This is a genomic window from Rhodopirellula sp. UH5, from assembly GCF_056839225.1.
Genome location: NZ_CM166390.1, coordinates 2,417,287 through 2,434,898, shown reverse-complemented (window position 1 = coordinate 2,434,898; position 17,612 = coordinate 2,417,287). Strand labels below are relative to the sequence as shown.

At 56.8% G+C, this 17,612-nt stretch carries 14 protein-coding genes and 1 tRNA gene; 14 read left to right on the top strand and 1 reads right to left on the bottom strand.

The annotated features are described in order from the left end of the window. The first annotated feature begins 38 nt into the window (after positions 1-38). From UH5x_RS08810 to UH5x_RS08780, 7 genes are all read left to right on the top strand, one after another. A complete protein-coding gene (locus UH5x_RS08810) occupies positions 39-2,072 on the top strand; it encodes a c-type cytochrome domain-containing protein (protein WP_482635442.1) in 2,034 nt (677 codons plus the stop codon). Next, positions 2,069-2,851 (top strand): biotin--[acetyl-CoA-carboxylase] ligase, encoded by a 783-nt coding sequence (locus UH5x_RS08805; protein ID WP_482635441.1) that lies wholly within the window; start codon positions 2,069-2,071, stop codon positions 2,849-2,851. The genes UH5x_RS08810 and UH5x_RS08805 overlap by 4 nt, the downstream gene beginning before the upstream one ends. A 157-nt stretch (positions 2,852-3,008) precedes the next feature. Continuing rightward, positions 3,009-3,341, top strand: coding sequence for a prepilin-type N-terminal cleavage/methylation domain-containing protein (locus UH5x_RS08800; RefSeq protein WP_047815290.1), 333 nt, complete (start codon positions 3,009-3,011; stop codon positions 3,339-3,341). A 7-nt stretch (positions 3,342-3,348) separates the two neighbouring features. After that, entirely contained in the window at positions 3,349-3,906 is a 558-nt protein-coding gene (locus tag UH5x_RS08795; protein WP_236696358.1) for a GspH/FimT family pseudopilin, read from the top strand. Then, positions 3,903-4,352, top strand: coding sequence for a type IV pilus modification PilV family protein (locus tag UH5x_RS08790; RefSeq protein ID WP_482635440.1), 450 nt, complete (start codon positions 3,903-3,905; stop codon positions 4,350-4,352). Before UH5x_RS08795 ends, UH5x_RS08790 begins: the two co-directional genes overlap by 4 nt. A gap of 50 nt (positions 4,353-4,402) precedes the next feature. Continuing rightward, a complete protein-coding gene (locus UH5x_RS08785; RefSeq protein WP_482635439.1) occupies positions 4,403-4,909 on the top strand; it encodes a hypothetical protein in 507 nt (168 codons plus the stop codon). Between the two features lie 8 nt (positions 4,910-4,917). Beyond that, positions 4,918-5,412 (top strand): hypothetical protein, encoded by a 495-nt coding sequence (locus UH5x_RS08780; RefSeq protein ID WP_047815367.1) that lies wholly within the window; start codon positions 4,918-4,920, stop codon positions 5,410-5,412. 28 nt (positions 5,413-5,440) lie between these two features. Here the strand turns inward: UH5x_RS08780 and UH5x_RS08775 are convergent, their stop codons facing one another. Continuing rightward, positions 5,441-6,118: a metallophosphoesterase family protein gene (locus tag UH5x_RS08775; RefSeq protein ID WP_047815286.1), complete on the bottom strand. Its 678-nt coding sequence runs from the start codon at positions 6,116-6,118 to the stop codon at positions 5,441-5,443. Between the two features lie 216 nt (positions 6,119-6,334). Between UH5x_RS08775 and UH5x_RS08770 the strand changes: the two genes are divergently transcribed. From UH5x_RS08770 to UH5x_RS08740, 7 genes are all read left to right on the top strand, one after another. Further along, positions 6,335-8,434, top strand: coding sequence for a vWA domain-containing protein (locus UH5x_RS08770; protein ID WP_482635438.1), 2,100 nt, complete (start codon positions 6,335-6,337; stop codon positions 8,432-8,434). A 455-nt stretch (positions 8,435-8,889) separates the two neighbouring features. Continuing rightward, a complete protein-coding gene (locus tag UH5x_RS08765; protein ID WP_482635437.1) occupies positions 8,890-10,032 on the top strand; it encodes a DUF255 domain-containing protein in 1,143 nt (380 codons plus the stop codon). 269 nt (positions 10,033-10,301) lie between these two features. Beyond that, on the top strand, positions 10,302-12,428 hold the full coding sequence (locus tag UH5x_RS08760; protein ID WP_482635436.1) for a fused MFS/spermidine synthase: 2,127 nt from the start codon (positions 10,302-10,304) through the stop codon (positions 12,426-12,428). Positions 12,429-12,583: 155 nt separating this feature from the next. After that, a tRNA-Ala gene (locus UH5x_RS08755) sits at positions 12,584-12,656 on the top strand. Between the two features lie 2,367 nt (positions 12,657-15,023). Further along, on the top strand, positions 15,024-15,248 hold the full coding sequence (gene nrtS, locus UH5x_RS08750; protein ID WP_482635435.1) for a nitrate/nitrite transporter NrtS: 225 nt from the start codon (positions 15,024-15,026) through the stop codon (positions 15,246-15,248). A 220-nt stretch (positions 15,249-15,468) separates the two neighbouring features. Beyond that, complete coding sequence (locus tag UH5x_RS08745; RefSeq protein ID WP_482635434.1) at positions 15,469-16,377, top strand: DUF547 domain-containing protein; 909 nt, start codon at positions 15,469-15,471, stop codon at positions 16,375-16,377. A 553-nt stretch (positions 16,378-16,930) separates the two neighbouring features. Next, a complete protein-coding gene (locus tag UH5x_RS08740; protein ID WP_482635433.1) occupies positions 16,931-17,422 on the top strand; it encodes a DoxX family protein in 492 nt (163 codons plus the stop codon). Positions 17,423-17,612: the final 190 nt, after the last annotated feature.

Here is a 17,612-nt window from a genome sequence, read left to right as displayed (position 1 = left end):
ATTCCCAATCAGTCAATCTCATGATGTTGCATCTTCCAATGAAGCGAACGCGTTCAACACGGTTCGGAAACGTGGCCTTGTCGCTGGCAAGTGTTCTGTGGGTTGGTTCGTCTGCTGGCGTGTTCGCGGCAGATGCCAAGTCAACCGACGAACCAGCAAAGGTGACCTTCGAAGACCATGTCAAACCGATCCTTCGTCAGCACTGTTTGAACTGTCACAGCCAAAGCGATAAACGCGGTGGTTTGGCGATGGATTCTTATGGTGCGATGATGGAAGGCGGCGGCAGCGGCGAGATTGTCTATGACGATGGCGATGCCGAAACCAGCCGGCTTTGGCAATTGGTCAATCACGATGACACCCCGGTGATGCCTCCCAGCCAACCGAAACTTCCTGCTGAGCAGTTGCAGGTGATCCGGTCATGGATCGAAGGCGGCATTCTGGAAAATTCTGGGTCCAAGGCGAAAGCAAAGAAGAAAAACGCGTTGGCATTTGTGGCCTCCACGAGCGGACGTCCGGAAGGTCCTCCGCCCATGCCGGAGGCTTTGCCGCAACGCGTTCCCGTGGTGACGCAGCGGGCCGCAGCGACCACTGCGATTGGCGCCAGTCCTTGGGCACCCTTGGTGGCTCTCGCCGGTCAAAAGCAAATTTCGCTGTATCACACGGAGACGGCTGAATTGTTGGGTGTGCTGCCTTTTGAGGAAGGCATTCCACAATCGATTCGGTTCAGTCGCGATGGTCAATATTTGATCGCTGGCGGTGGAGAGCACAGCGTCCAAGGAATCGCTGCCGTCTACAGCATCAAAACGGGCGAACGTGTCGCTCAAGTGGGCGATGAATTGGACACCGTGTTTGATGCCGACGTGAACGACACCATGACGCGAATCGCGCTGGGGGGGCCACAGCGAATGCTGCGGATCTACGACGCGACCGATGGCACCCAGTTGTTTGACATCAAGAAACACACCGATTGGATCTATTCGGTAGCCTACAGTCCGGACGGCGTCCTGATCGCGTCGGGGGACCGAAGCGGTGGGCTGATTGTCTGGGAAGCCGACACGGGCCGGCAGTATCTCGATTTGGCAGGGCACAAAGGTGCCATTCGCGCGATCGCGTGGCGGGATGATTCCAATGTCTTGGCCAGTGCGAGTGAAGACGGCACGGTCAAGTTGTGGGATATGAACTCAGGAAAAGCCATTCGCTCCATCAATGCGGGAAGCGGCGGCGTGACGGCAGTTCAGTTTGACCACAAGGGGCAACTCGTCACTGCCAGCAAGGATCGCAAAGTGCGTCTGTGGGATGCCAGTGGCAAACAGATCGCGGAAACCCCCGCCACCTCGGAAGCGGTTTTGGAGGTTGCGATCACGCATGACAGCTCCAAGATGATTTACGGTGATTGGACTGGAATGGTCCGGATGTCGGCCGTCGCGGACCCGAAGCAGATCGAAGAGTTGGCGGCCAATCCACCCCCGGCGAAAGATCGCATCGGTGCCGTCGAGCAGACTCTGGCGTCGATTCAAGTCAAGTTGACACCATTGCAAGCGAAACGGGATGCGATGGCGGCCAGCTTGCAAGCCGCTCAAAAGTCCTTGGTGGAGATGGATGCCAAGATCAAGCAGCAGAATGAAGCGATCGCCAAGAGCCAAACGGCCATCGCCCAGAAGAAGACGCAGCGAGAGCAGGCGATCACGGGGTTGCCCGCGTTGGTTTCCAAGTCGCGGGATGCACACGATTCGGTCATTGCATCACGGGTCGGTTTAGGCGACGCACCCGACGACGCCGCATTGGTTCAAGCGGCTGATTTGGAAGCGTCGCTGGCCGCACAGCTCACTGCGATTGCCCAGCAGCGTCGATTGGTCGTGCAAACCAAGCAGGACGAAGCGGCGCTGGTCGAAACTCTGAAAGCTCAGCAAGGCGAACTGGCTGGGATGCAGGCGAAGCGAGCGGAGACGGAAAAGATGGTCCAGGCCGCCCGAGTTTCTGCTGAGCAGGCAGAGCAGTCCTACGCGGCTGTGGCCGGCGAACTCAGCGAAGTTGAAAAGAAGAGGCAGTTGTTGGCCGAAGCGATTCAGTGATTTCGTCGATTGTTCGTTTGCCAACCGTTGATTCGACGAACTCGTGGGCATTGAATTGGCTGCGTCAGGCGAACGCGTTGCAACTTCAGCAAGAGCTGCCCAAGTTGGTGGTTGCGGAGCAGCAGACGGCCGGACGTGGTCGCCATGGGAAGTCCTGGTTCGCTGCGGAGGATGGGCTGGCATGCACGTTGATTGCAAAAGCCTCACCGGAGTTGTTGTCTCTCGCGGTCGGCGTCGCTTTGGCCGAGGCGATCGAGATGGTGGCTGGCCCGACATCGGTTCAGTTGAAGTGGCCCAACGACGCTTGGATGAATGAACGCAAGGTCGCCGGGATTCTGATTGAACGGCATGGCGATCCGGCGGGTGATGAAGAGTCTTGGTTTGCGATCGGGATCGGGTGCAATCTGCGGCAGCACCCCACGTTGGAGCAAGTCGAAGAAGGTGCGGTTTTGCCGACTTCGATTGCGGAGGCGACCGGCCGATTGATCTCCAAGGATCAATTCTTGGATACCCTCGCTCCTCATCTGGTGGAAGTGATCGAGGAGGCGAAGCGTCAGCCGCAGGATCTGTTGCAGCGTTTCGAAGACCGCAATGTATTGCGCGGCACAACCGTTGCATGCCGCATTGCCGGGAAATTCGTCCAGGGTGTTTGCGAAGGCCTGCAGGCGGATGGCAGCCTTTTGCTTCGCACTGACGACGGGTTGCTGGCTTGCAACAGCGGCGACGTCCAACGTGTGCGACGTCACGGCTCGATTTCGAGCCGCAAATCAGGGCAGTAGAAAGAATCGGGGCATCTTTTCGGTCGATTTCCGTCCACTACCTGATTTCTGACCTAGGTTTGAGTGGAGGTGATCACGACTCTCGGATCATTTCTCGGGTTCTGTCCGTGAGGACATCCGTTTTCCAATTCTCCTCATTCAGACCAAGTCTCTCGAAATGAAACATACTAAAAAATCTGGCTTCTCGTTGTTGGAAGTGATCGCTGCTGTTGTGATTCTCGCCGTCGTTGCTGCAGCCACGGTTGCCACCGTTGCTCCGATGCGTGCGAAGAGTGAAGACAAGTTGGCTGAACAAGACATCGCATCGCTCAACGCGATGGCCCAAACTTATTACCTCGAAATTGGTTCGTACCCACGTAGCATCGACTACTTGGTTCGCGAAAACTATATCAAATCCGACGACACTGCCTCGAAGGCTCGTTACAACAAGTTGCGTCAGTATCCTTATGACGCCGCAACTGGAACGTTCAGCAAGACTGTGACGAACTAGTTCCATCATGATTCATTCTCCACCTCGCTTCTGTCCATCGTGCACCAGGCGGGACGCTCGACGTCGTGCTGCCGTGACTTTGGTCGAAGCGTTGTTGGTGCTGATGGTTTTGAGTGCTTCGATGCTGGCGGCACCGCGTGTTGGCCAGTTGTTTTCGCAGCGTACGACGGTGCGTCAGGACTCCGATGTCGTGTTGCGTTCCTTGCGACTCGCTCGGGAGACCGCTTTGGCTCGTCGATGTTCCGTGACGGTTCGATGGAAATCCGTGCGAAACGAAGATGGTGAGACGCGAACCGTGGTCGACATGGTGGCCACACCAGGAATTTACAGCGACGGGGCGGACGCTTTCGGGCCCGCGGCTTTGCCGGGCGCATCCACTTGGATGACGGACCCCATCGAATTGCATCCGGATGTCAGTGTTCGGGCGAATGCATCCAGCATCGTCTTTGATCCCACTGGAATTGCAAATCGTGATTTGGAACTGAAGGTTTATCGGGACTCCGAATCCATCGACGTCTATGTCCAGGCGGCGTCCGGAAACATCTATCAAAATGCATCACCATGAGCGGCTTGACTACTTCGCTGACGACATCGCCTCGAAGCCGTTGTAAAACGCTTCGACGTGGAGCGACGTTGATCGATGTTGCCGTGGGAGCCGCTTTGCTCTCGTTGGTTTTGATCCCGGCGTTGAGTTTGATGGGGCAGTCCAGTCAATTGCTCCAGCGTATGGATCGGCAGGACCAATTGTTGTTCGAGGCCGAGCGTTTGATGGAACAAACCAAGGTTGATCTTTGTGACCCCACTCAATTTGCCAGCACACGAGGCACCTTGGAGGCAATCGTGACGGGCAATGAAACCAGATCGATGCGATCGCAGGTTTCGATCCAAGATTCCTTGGTGCTGAATTTGGTCACGCTCAATGTGGTGGTCTGGGAAGATGGGAACAACAACAGTTCCCTCGACGCGGGCGAACTGAGCCAGTCATTGCGGACACAGTGGAGTCAACCATGAACAGGCACCGCCGTTTTTCTTCATCCAAAACGCGTTCGAGTCGAAAGGGCGTGAGCCTGATCGAAACGATCGCCTGTGTCGTGATCGTTGGTACCCTGGCGACCAGTATGGTTGGCATGATGCGTGGTTCGGCGCGTGTCACCGCCATTTCACTCGGCCATGAGGGCGTCTCAGCTCAGGGGCGCAAAGCGTTGCGTTTTGTGTCGGGACGGTTGAGAGACATGTCCAATTCGGGCCAGACCATCACGTCGGTTCGCTCAAGTGATGTCGTCGTCAGCGACGGACTGAACACACGACGGATTCGTTTTGAAGTTCGGCGGGCGCCGGATGGCGAGAACCGTTCCTTGGTGATGGTCGACCCTTTGCTAGGCGAGACTGTTTGCTTGGAAAGTTCGGTTGGTTCCTTTGCCATGAACGAAATCCTTGTGGATGGTCGACTGGCTGGGATTCAGTTGTCGATGCAATTGCAAGCCTCTGCCGACCGTGCTGCGGAACTGCGTCCTGATCACCGCACTGCCGAGATGACCACTGTCCTTTGTTTGTCGCCGCAACTATGAACACAGCATTGCATTCCAACCAACCGCGGAAGCGGGGAGCGATTCGAAAGTCTTGCGTCGCTCATGAGTCTCGTCCTGGCCTGCCTCGCAGTGGATCGGCGGTGGTTTTGAGCTTTCTCGCGATGGCGGTTCTGTCGCTCGCCGCAATCAGCATTGTCCGATCGCATCGCCGATCCAACGTGCGTTCTGCCAATGTTCGTCAGCAAGTGGAAGGTCGCTTGGTGGCGGAAGGGTTGATCCATCGCAATGTCGCCTTGGCGCGCGCCAACGGAGCTTTGCCGGTCGCGAGTTTGGACACTGAGCTCGGAACCACGTCGTTTCCTGACGCATGGATGGCACCACCGGTGATGGACGTCGCCAACCAAACGGTGTCGCTGCAGGTGTACATGTACCCAGGGGCGACCGTGCCAGCGGCCAGTCTGACGACTTCGGTCCCTAGCGTCGCGCCAGCTCCGCAGCCATCGACTCCCGCACCAGCGGTCGTGGCGCCTTCTGCGTTTTAGGCTCGACGAGAAATTTCCAAGCAGACCGTCAGGACAGGAGGACGCCGTCCTGATTGGCTTGCCAGGTTTGTCGCGTTCGGACATCCATCGCGGTCAAGCAACCACCGCCGTAGCAGTGAGTGTCGAGGCACACCAAGTGGCCGACATCGAGGATTTGACCTTCGTGGTTGGCTGTGTGACCCACAAAGGCTGTTTTGCCGCTGTGGTGTGGTTCCGGAACACCTTGTCGTAACGAGTGCCAGCGAAGCATTTCGACGGTCTGCTCTTCGAGCGGCAGTGCGGGATCGTAGGCCGCATGCGTGAAGAAATAATCTTCGTAGACGAAGTAATCGCCCAACGACTCAAAGAAGGCTCGGTGAGCTTCGGGAAGGAAGTCCAACCCCCCGTCGAATCCGTAGCTGTCCAGCGTCTCGACCCCACCGTACCGCAACCAACTGTGGTGCGATTCGCTGCCGCGAAGCACATTCAGCATCATTTCCTCGTGATTGCCTTGCAGAGCAACCAGCTGGGTTTGTTGGCCGCACTGCAGGAGGGTGTCGACCGCCCCTTTGGAGTCGGGGCCGCGGTCAACGACGTCACCAAGGGTGACTAAAATGTCATTGGGTTGAGGATTGATCGCGGCCAGGACCGCTTGCAAAGCGGCGTTGCAGCCGTGGATGTCTCCGATGGCGATCAGGCGTCCTGATGATTCGTTTGTTTGTTCCATTCAATCGGCCTGATCCTCAAGTCAACGACGTTTCGAATTGCACAGGGAAGAATGTGAATCGGACTTTCGATTACAATCAAAGGGTTCAAATCGTCGCAAAAAACGTTTGAAAGAGTATCCGGAGCAATCTGGAATCGCAAATCTTCGCCCATGATCGCTGGTTTGCAATCCCCATCGCCCGGCTTTGTGAACGCAAACCTCTGAAAATCGGATTTCATGAGCGACTCATCGTTTCTTCAATCGATCAAGAAAGCATTGCCCACGAGCTCGCGGTCTCACGCCGCGACGGAGGAGGCCAGTGCGGTTCACCCCTACGAGCCGGGGGATTCGCTTGACCAATGGGAAGAGGAATCGTTCTGGGATGCAGACGAGACGGTTGCGATGGTCGGCACCATGCTGGTGCACCTGATCGTGATTTTGTCGTTGGCGTTGGTCCAGTTGCAAAATCCAGTCGACGACGAGGCCGTGGTGATGATCGCACCGCCGCCTGAATACGAAGAGACGGTGGACTTGATCGAGGAAATCGTGGTCAGCGATCAACCTCAGGTCGAGATCGGTTCAGACGCTCTGGCTGAGTTTGACATGGCAGAGGCGTCGGCAGCGACGTTCGCCGAAATCGCCAACATGGTCAGCCCAGTCGACTTGGAGCCCACCGATTTGGGCGAAATCATGGTCAACAAAATGTTCAGCCAACCGGTGGCGCCCCAAGATCGGTTGGTCGACCAGAAAGGTCGTGTCGGACAAGGGACCGCGGGGGCCTCCGGAGCCGTGGACCAAATCACGTTCGAGGTCATGCAGGCCGCGGAGGAACGCCCGACGCTGATCGTTTGGTTGTTCGACCAAAGTGGGTCGCTGACTCGACAACGCCAAGACATTCGCGACCGGTTCGATCGGATTTATGAAGAGCTCGGCATGCTTCGCGAGCAATTGGATTCCAAGACTGCTGGCGAAGACCCCAATGATTCATCCGGATCCCGTGTGCTCACGTCCATCATAGGGTTTGGTGAAAAGGTGCAACTGTTCACCGAGGAACCCACTGCCGACTTGGAGTTGATCAAGCAGACCGTTGCTGACATTCCGGTTGATAACTCGGGAACGGAACGGGTCTTCACGGCCATCGAATCTGCCGCCAAGCAATACAGTTCGCTGCGCCGCAACGCGGGGACTCGTGGTCCACAACGCAATGTGATGTTTGTGGTGGTCACGGACGAGCGTGGAGATGACGCCCACTTGCTGGAATCTTCCATCACGTCGTGTCGAAAGTGGGGCATCCCCGTCTACGTGGTCGGTGTGCCCGCTCCATTTGGTCGCGAACACACCTTGGTCAAGTACGTTGACCCGGATCCTGAGTACGACCAAACACCTCAGTGGGCGCAAGTCGATCAAGGGCCAGAAACCTTTCTGCCGGAACGAGTTCAGTTGAGCTTCACGGGGGACTTCGAGCAGGAACCGGTGATTGACAGTGGTTTTGGACCCTATGGTTTGACGCGTCTGTGTTACGAGACGGGTGGGATTTACTTCACCGTTCACCCCAATCGCAATGTTTCACGAGAGGTTCGACGGGGCGAGATCGACGCGTTCACCGCGGATCTGCGTGCGTTCTTTGATCCGACCGCGATGGCTCGTTATCGCCCCGATTACTTGTCGCCGCAGGACTATGTCAAAGCGGTCAAGCGAAGCCCGCTCCGTCAGGCATTGATCGCGGCCGCACAAATTAAAAACGTCAGTGGGATCCAACGCCCACAAACCCGGTTCGTGAAACGCGACGAAGCGGGACTGGCCCAAGCGTTGACGACTGCGCAGCAAGACGCTGCGAAGTTGGAACCGGTGTTGATCCAGTTGGCCGCCACTTTGGAACAAGGCGTCAAGGATCGGGACAAAGAAGAAAGTCTTCGTTGGAGGGCTGGTTTTGACTTGGCTTATGGCCGAGTGTTGGCTCAAAAGGTCCGCACCGAAACTTACAACGCGATTCTCGCCAAGGCGAAACGCGGGATGCCTTTCGATGATCCCAAGAACAACACCTGGGTGTTGAAGCCTGCCGATGAGATCTCGGTGGGGAGCAAGTGGCAACGCGAGGCGGAAACCGCGCGGGAGTTCTTGGAACGTGTGGCTGCGGAGCACGAAGGCACGCCCTGGGCCATGCTGGCTGAAAAAGAACTGGAGGTTCCAATTGGCTGGATGTGGACCGAAACGTTCACTGATTTGGCCCCGCCGCGTCGCAATGGTGGCAACAATGGGAACAACAATCCACCGCCACGCGACGATCAAAAGCGGATGATCAAAAGAGCGCCCAAGCGGCCCGTGCCAAAACTCTAAGGAACGATCGGGAATGGCCATGTGAGCCGTTTGGGCATTCGCCCCGGTCGCACGTGGGAACAGTGGCGTTCGCCATCGTATTTCAAATGGCAAAATGACTCCTGCCTACCGGATCAGGACCTGGGCAGGGTGAAGCCTTTGCTGACGGGGATGGCGGATCGATTGTCGACATCGTCATCCTGTTCTCTCCCGGGAATGCAAGGCGTTCCGTGGGAACCCTGTTTCCCTGTTCATTGCCGGGACTCGATCAGGCAGGGCTTCCTTCGCAGCGTGAAACTGCTCGCTGGAAGAGCAACTGGCTGATTGCGAAACACCCTCCATTGGTGTGGCGGCGACCGCGGAAAACTTCGTAGGTTCCGCTCAAGCGTCAAGGTTGGCGCGACCGATACCACCGATACCGGCACACCTGAGCTGATTCTGGCTCTCTTTGAGAAAGACAAAAAGGATTTTGTCCGATGCGTTTGTCCTCCAAACCACCGCGAATTTGTTCTTCGACTGCGACCTCGCGATGGACGCGGGTTTTGCCAGCGATGGGCTTGCTCGGGTTGACCACGATCTTCTCCGGGATGGCTCAGGCAGAGATCGCTTGGCGAAAAGATCTGACCACGGCTCAAGCGGAAGCTCAGCAGTCCGGCAAAGCTTTGCTGCTGCACTTCACCAGCGACAATTGTGTCTGGTGCGATCGCTTGGAAGCGGGGGCATTTCAGAGCCCTCAGGTCGGTTCCGCGGTCGAGCAACAGTTTGTGCCCGTCAAAATTCATGCTGGCAAATCACCGGAACTGGCCAAGATGTTTGGTGTCACCAAGTTCCCGACGGACGTGATGATCACGCCAACTGGCAAGCACTTGGGCAGTTCGGTCAGCCCGCAAGATCCAACGCGTTACGTTGCAATGCTGGGTCAAGCGTCCAGCAAAATGCCTGCCGCGCCCGTCTCGCCAGCGGCCAACGCACCGCAAACGATGTTGGCATCCAATGCTCAGCCATCGGCAACCGCGCCGGCTCAAGCAAAAACTGCGGTCGCGAGCATACCCCCTCGCACTCAGCAGAATCCGCATGTGGCATCCGGCAGCGAATTGCCATCACCGAATAGCCAATTTGCCAGCGGCGCGACCGCTCAATTGGCTGGCGCTCGCACCGATGGCATGTCGCTCGGAATGCCGGCTCAGGCGATGACCAAAACCGAGACAAAGACGCCTGCGTTTGGAACCGAACAACCCAAACTGGCCATGGAAGGTTTCTGCTCCGTGACGGTCATCAATGAAGATGAATGGATTGAAGGCAATCCAAAGTTTGGTGTCGTTCACCTGGGCAAGCTGTACTTGTTTGCAAGCGAAGCCAAGATGAAGACCTTTTTGGCGGACCCGGTTCCCTACACACCGGTTCTGAACGAAATCGATGTGGTTCGTTTCTTTGAAGAACGCGTGATTGTTCCTGGCAAGCGTCAGTTCGGAATGAAAGACCCTGTGCACCAACGGATGTTCTTCTTCGCTGATGAAGCCGCGATGGATCATTTCTGGAACGAGTACGAACGCTACACCGACGCAGCGATCGAAGTCATGGATCACGCCGTCCGGGATGCCAATCCAGGCTTGAACTGATCACTGGCAAGACGGAAACGCTCACAATGGAATTCGCTGACGCCTCCTGGGTTTTGACCTGGGAGGCGTTTTGCGTGTCTGAGAGGGGACCCGAGTGCCGGCTGTTTCGTTTGTAGCGGATTTCCTTGGTGGACCGCTCACGGAAACTCGGAAGGGGGCACCGATTGCGTTCTCTCTGACGCCTGGTCACGCAACATGGGGTAACCTTTTGGGCGGAACCACGTCGCGGGGGCGAGGCCGCATTGCGAGTACTTTGATGAGATGAACGCATGCCGTCGTGCACCTCGGATGTTTCGGGTTCCACCTCTTCTTCAGCCACCGTTTCCAAGCAAACCACGTCGTGGTTCATCTTTGCGGGAGCGACGTTGTTGGGGGCTTTCTTGGTCTTCCAGGTTCAGCCTGTGATCAGCAAATGTGTGTTGCCATGGTTCGGTGGCACACCCGCGGTTTGGACAACGTGTTTGTTGTTCTTCCAAGTCTTGTTGTTCGCCGGATATTTATACGCTCACTGTTTGAGACGATTTCTTCCTCCGGCGATGCAAGGTGTCGTGCACCTGGTGCTGTTGTGTGCAGCGGCATGGTCGTTGCCGATTGCACCTTCGGACGCTTGGAAACCCGTCGGAACGGAAGACCCCACGTGGGCCTTGCTGTGGCTGCTGACCGCACACGTTGCGTTGCCGTACTTCGTCCTTTCCAGTACCGGGCCGTTGGTTCAAGCGTGGTTGAGCTACGAGAATCAATCCAATTCCGTCTATCGGCTTTACGCCCTGTCCAACGCTGGGTCGTTGGTGGCGTTGCTGAGCTATCCCTTTGTCGTTGAGCCGCTGTTGTCGATCGAACAGCAATCCGTTTTTTGGTCGCTGGCGTTCTACGCGTTTGTCATCGTGGACGGCTGGTTGGCGATCAGTCTGCTTCGCCGACGGAAAAGTCACTCGGAAGCGTCCAACGAAACCGTGGTCGCGACTGAATCGGTCTCTGCCAAACTGCGTTTGGCGGATTGGAGTGTCTGGGTCGGGTTGCCTGCTCTTGCTTCCGTGATGTTGTTGGTGGTGACGAGTCACGTTTGCCAAGACATCGCGGTGATGCCATTTTTGTGGGTGTTGCCACTGAGCTTGTATTTGCTGAGTTTCATCATCAGCTTTGATTCTCCGACCTGGTACCGACCCAAGCTCATTTCAGCGTTCACCGGTCTGGCGTTTGTCGCGATCCAACTGAAAGGTTGGTTCCCCGGCGGATGGCAAATGCCCGTGGAAGCACTTTCTTACTTGGTGGTTTTGTTCGGCGTTTGCCTGCTGTGCCACGGTGAGACCGCTGCTCGGAAACCTGCCACCCAGCGATTGACGCAGTATTACGCTTTGATCTCGCTTGGCGGTGCCATGGGCGGGATCTTGGTGGCTCTGATTTGTCCGCTGGTCTTTCAAGACTACCGCGAACTTCCGATCGCCATGTCGTTGTCGATTGGTGTGGTTGCGATCACGTTCTTGGCCTCTCGCTCTTGGTTGACCATGACCTGCGACTGGAAGATGTCCAAGGGAATCACCGGGTTGATCGTGGCGATCATTGGTTTCACCGCAGTGGTCACGACCATGACCAACCGCACGGATACGATCGACCAGCGTCGCAACTTCTTTGGCGTGCTCCGGGTTGAAAATGATGCCGAACGCATTCAGTTGGTCCATGGCAACACGGTTCACGGCATTCAGTTGCACGGTCCCGAGCGGATGACACCGACATCCTACTTTGGTCACAGTAGCGGTGTGGGGCGACTGATCCACGCGATGCAGGCCGAGTCGCCCGAGATGCGAATTGGGGTGATTGGTTTGGGATGCGGCGTGCTGGCGGCCTACGGGCGAGAAGGCGACTCGATGGACATGTACGAAATCAATCCCGATGTCTTGGCGATCGCCGAAGAACACTTCACATTCCTCAGCGATTGCCCTGCCACGATTGAGCATCACTTGGGCGACGGGCGATTGTTGTTGGAAAGGCACACTGACAAGCAGTTCGATTTGCTGATCCTGGATGCATTCAGCAGCGACGCGATCCCGGCTCACCTGTTGACGCTGGAAGCGATGCAGCTCTACCGCGAACGCTTGGCGGAGAACGGCGTGTTGGCCGTCCACGTGTCGAACAATCACTTGGACTTGGTGCCGTTGACGCATCGATTGACCCAAGCGATTGGGTTGCCAAGCCGGTTGATTCAAAACAATCATCGAGACCAGGTTTACACGCGGCCATCGCGTTGGGTCATCGCCGCGGACCGCGGCGAATCATTCTGGGAATCCGATTTTCTGTCGGTGGCTCAGAAGCCCGATTCATCGGTGGTGGAGTCCGCTCCCTTGTGGACGGACCAGCATCACAATTTGGCGAGCGTGTTGATTTGGCCGTCGCTGTGAGGCGAGCAGGCGGAGGGATCGCTTCTCAGCGAGATCCCCGTGCCTGGCAGCAGTGGGGGGCGTCGGCCTCCCAAAGAACTGCAAAGAATCGTCGAAACCAGGTTCTGACGGGCTTGACGCAACGCGAATCAAGTCGATAATCTGCGTCTTCACCCGGGGGATTAGCTCAGTTGGGAGAGCGACGCGCTGGCAGCGCGTAGGTCATCGGTTCAAGTCCGTTATCCTCCACTCAAAAGCCGCTTGTGATTTCACAAGCGGCTTTTTTCGTGCGCCGATCTTCGTTCACACCAACGATTCACGGCGTTTTACGCTTTCGGCCCAAATGTGGTGATGGAGTGGAGTGTCGGATTTCGCTCCATCGAACGGACACCCACTACGCAGGCCAATAACCAACTCTCAAAACTCTCTGAGGAGCCTGCACAGACGACCAAGCGAACCAACCGAGGACGTCTTTCCAATCCAGACCGCCGAGGCAACTTGCGACCGGAAGTCGGCGACAAACGATTCAGCGTCGGCAACATCAGGGATGTGGGCACGTCCGAGATGGAACGGCGACTGGCCGAACTTCGCAACCTGTTTGAACGTCAGTGCCAGTCTCACGAGATTGACCACTGGGCCGGATCTGTTTTGTCTCATGCCAAGAAGCTGGCAGCAAGTGAACGCTGGTGCTGCGCATGCGCTCAACCTGATTGGTTAGCTGTATGGTCTTGAGCGCCAGGCATCCAAGCTGGATGCCTGGACAAATTCCTGCCCGACCGCTGGCTGCCTGTATCCCACGAGCGAAGCTCGGGACAGAGTAGAACAGTTGTCCTCAACTGTTTGCGTGCCAGGGTGGATTCGTCGAGCAGCGTGACGCGAACGCCTGGCAGTGGACTTGATGAGGCAACGGGGCTTGGCGGCTGAGAATTGCCCGACGGAACAGTTGGGGACAACTGTTCTACTCTGATGTCATGGAATGCCGGACCGGCAACGCGCGAGCGATGCGGCGAGAAACAACTTTGGATTGCCGGAACGGCTCTTCGCTGGGTCCGGCCTACACCGCGACGGCAACACCCGTTCGTGCTCTTCGCGTCCTGCGTGGTTCCCAGAAATCGAGGTTGCTCGCTGGCGGCCTGTATCCCACGAGCGAAGCTCGGGCAGAGTAGAACAGTTGTCCTCAACTGTTTGCGTGCCAGGGTGGATTCGTCGAGCAGCGTGACGCGAACGCCTGGCAGTGAACTTGATGAGGCGACGGGGCTTGGCGGCTGAGGATTGCCCGACGGAACAGTTGGGGACAACTGTTCTACTCTGATGCCATGGAATGCCGGACCGGCAACGCACCAGCGATGCAGCGAGAAACAACTTTGAATTGCCGGAACGGCGCTTCGCTGGGTCCGGCCTACACCGCGACGGCAACACCCGATCGTGCTCTTCGTGTCCTGCATGGTTCCCAAAAAATCGAGGTTGATCGCTGGCTGCCTGTATCCCACGAGCGAAGCTCGGGACAGAGTAGAACAGTTGTCCTCAACTGTTTGCGTGCCAGGGTGGATTCGTCGAGCAGCGTGACGCGAACGCCTGGCAGTGGACTTGATGAGGCAACGGGGCTCGGCGGCTGAGAATTGCCCGACGGAACAGTTGGGGACAACTGTTCTACTCTGATGCCATGGAATGCCGGACCGGCAACGCGCGAGCGATGCCGCGAGAAACAACTTTGGATTGCCGGAACGGCTCTTCGCTGGGTCCGGCCTACACCGCGACGGCGACACCCGTTCGTGCTCTTCGTGTCCTGCGTGGTTCACAACAATCGAGGTTGATCGCTGGCGGCCTGTATCCCACGAGCGAAGCTCGGGCGGAGTAGAACAGTTGTCCTCAACTGTTTGCGTGCCAGGGTGGATTCGTCGAGCAGCGTGACGCGAACGCCTGGCAGTGAACTTGATGAGGCGACGGGGCTCGGCGGCTGAGAATTGCCCGACGGAACAGTTGGGGACAACTGTTCTACTCTGATGCCATGGAATGCCGGACCGGCAACGCGCGAGCGATGCCGCGAGAAACAACTTTGGATTGCCGGAACGGCTCTTCGCTGGGTCCGGCCTTCACCGCGACGGCAACACCCGTTCGTGCTCTTCGTGTCCTGCGTGGTTCACAAAAATCGAGGTTGATCGCTAGCTGCCTGTATCCCACGAACGATCTTCGGGCAGACTAGAACAGTTTTCCTCAAATGTTCCGTCGCCCCATGCACCACCGCAAAGGTCGGCGATTGCTTCGGTCTTGCTGCTCGGCCAAAGCAGCCTGCTGCTTGGACTTGGCCGCGGTGGTGGTGACGGCCGGTGCGTTCTGCCGCCCGTGCCAGCAGTCAAATTTTGGCAGGTGGCACCATCCGGCACTGGCGTGCATTCCTCCTAAATTGAATGAGCTTCAAACTCTTGGCGGACCATGAACTTGTTGCTCTATTCTTTGTGGAGGTGAACGCGGCCTAGGCTGCGTCCTTGGCGTTTTGGTCTGTCTCTCTCGTCACCTCGCACTGGGCAGGCGTCTGTTTGAAATCTCACAAGGCTGGTTTTTTTTTGCTGATGGATGATCCGATTGCTTCCGTGGCTGAAACGGTGGGTGCACAAAATGCGTGATTGGTTGCGACTGGCATTTGCCCGGTCCATTGTTTGTCGTGGGCTTGTCTACAGCGTCGTGGTTGGAACCGTGCTGACAGCCATCAATCACGGGGACAGCCTTCTCAACGGCCAAGTCGGATCACGTCATCTGTTCAAAATTGGCCTGACCTACGTCGTTCCCTACGTGGTCTCGACGCTTTCCAGCGTGGCAGCACTGAATAGTCGTGCTGAATAGTTCTGTAAGGAAAGCCTGAAGAACGCGTCGACCTGATGTCATTGAAATGCCTTGAGGCGACTTCGCTGCGAAACCATGGCCCAGGCGTTCCGGCCTGGGAGCACGGCAATCCCAGGCGAGACGCTTTGGCCTCGGTCAATTCATCGCGTGAAGACAACCACCGCGGCGATCGCGGAGGTCGATCTCGGGCAACAATCCCCGCCATCCACAGGCACCCAAAATGGACCCAACGAAGACCGATCTGGCATCGTCGAACGTGCAGTCAGCCCCCAAAACACGCCGCACGGTGATCATCGCGATCGCCGCCGTGCTGCTGGTTGGGACAGCAACCTTCGCATGTCTCAACGCCGGGGCAATCGAACAAAAATTGGTGAGGCTGTTTGGGCCTCCGCAAGTCGAATTGCAAGAGGCGTATTCCGCCAGTGTTTCTGGACCGACGATGGATCATTCGACGTTTGATTCCTTGCTGAAGAAACATGTCGACGACGATGGATGGGTCGACTACGCCGCCCTGAAAGAAGACGAGGCAAACCTGGACAGCTACCTCCGTGCGGTCGCTGCCGCACCGTTTGACGCGATGGGACGCGACGAGAAATTGGCACTGCTGATCAACGGTTACAACGCCTGCACCTTGAAACTGATCCTCGATCACATGCCAATCGAGTCGATCCAAGACATCCCTGAAGCGGATCGCTGGGACGCAGTGCGTTGCAACCTTGGCGGACGCAAGTTGAGTCTGAACCAGATGGAGCACGAGCAGATTCGACCCAAGTTTGCCGAGCCACGCGTGCATTTCGCCTTGGTTTGTGCCGCCGTGGGGTGTCCGCCACTGCGCAAGGAGGCGTACACGGCCAATCGAATGGAAGAACAGTTGCAATCGCAGACCGAGTACGTGCATCAACACAAAACCTGGTTCACCTTCGATCCCTCGTCCAACCAATTGCAGCTGACGAAGCTTTACAGCTGGTACGGCGGCGATTTTGAACAGGTCGCTGGCAGTGTTTCAAAGTTCGCAGCCAGCTACTCCGCGGAGCTGAAGGAGGCACTGGAAAACGGCACCACGCCGCAGCCGATTTGGCTGCCTTACGATTGGAAGCTCAACAGTGTCGAAAACAAACAACCACGCTAGACAAGCAGGTCGGCAGGAATGATCGGGCACATCCATGTGAGCCGTTTGGGCGTTCGCCCCGGTTGCGCGTGAAAACCGTGGCTAACGCCAACGGCTCACATACCCGATGACACCTGCGTACCTGCTTAGGCAGCTGATGAAAACAATGAATCTTGAGCTTTCGTGTGGTTTGTGTTTTTCGTGGTGTCCGTTTTCCAGGGGTTGCCGTTCGTTTTCGAACCACGAAAGGAACGAAGGACACGAAAAGGGATCGACGTTCAATCGCGTTTGCCCACGGATTCAGAAACGAGGGTGAAGCAGTGGTGGATTGCTTTCTCGAGATGAAACGACGGGGGCATGGTTGTTATCATCCGTTTTGGTCGTCCGCCGTCTGTAATTTGACGTCGGCGACTATGGCCGCTGGTGATGCTCAGTTTGAGTGGTTTGCAATCCCGCTCGCTTCACTGGGGCTGTCAATGTGCGAAGCGGTGCAGCGGTGAGTGGGGTTGGCGTGCGAAATCTTAGGCGGTGCAACTCGTCCCCCGGGCATTCTGAGGGAGGAACACTCCAGTGAATGGCTCAATCGGAAACCACGATGAACGACCAAGACAAGCTGCCCGGACGGATTTCATTCTCCTTGCTGACACTTCGCATCGGAGTTGGGATCGTGTTCCTGATGTGGACCTTGGACAAGCTTCTCAATCCGGAACACGCTGCAGGCATTTTCGAGCGGTACTATCTGACGCCTGGTCTTGGAGCGTCGTTGATGGTTGGCGTGGGCATCGTGCAGATGGTTTTGGTCGTGTCGTTTCTCAGTGGATTTCTTCGCACGTGGACCTACGGGTTGATCACGATACTGCACACCGTTTCAACCGTCAGTTGCTACAAGCAGTACATGAATCCCTGGGAAAAGCCGAACCTGTTGTTCTTTGCGGCGTTTCCGATGTTGGCGGCATGCCTCTCGCTCTGGTTGCTCCGTGAGCTTGATACCTGGACGGTCGACAGCTGGTGGAAAAGTAAAAAGGGAACGGTGGCCACGGAGGACGAGCCCCAACCAATCAGCTGAAAAACCGATTCAACCATGGTCGAGAACGTTCACGCGATTCATTCTCCTCCGATCCTTCGGGCAAGCTGACTTGCGTCGCCTATGCAGATCGGCAGGAGTCTTTCGGCAATTGAACTGTTTTGGGTCGCTTTGTTACTCCCTCCTACAACCGGGGCGAACGCCCAAACAGCTCACATGGTTCTACCCGATC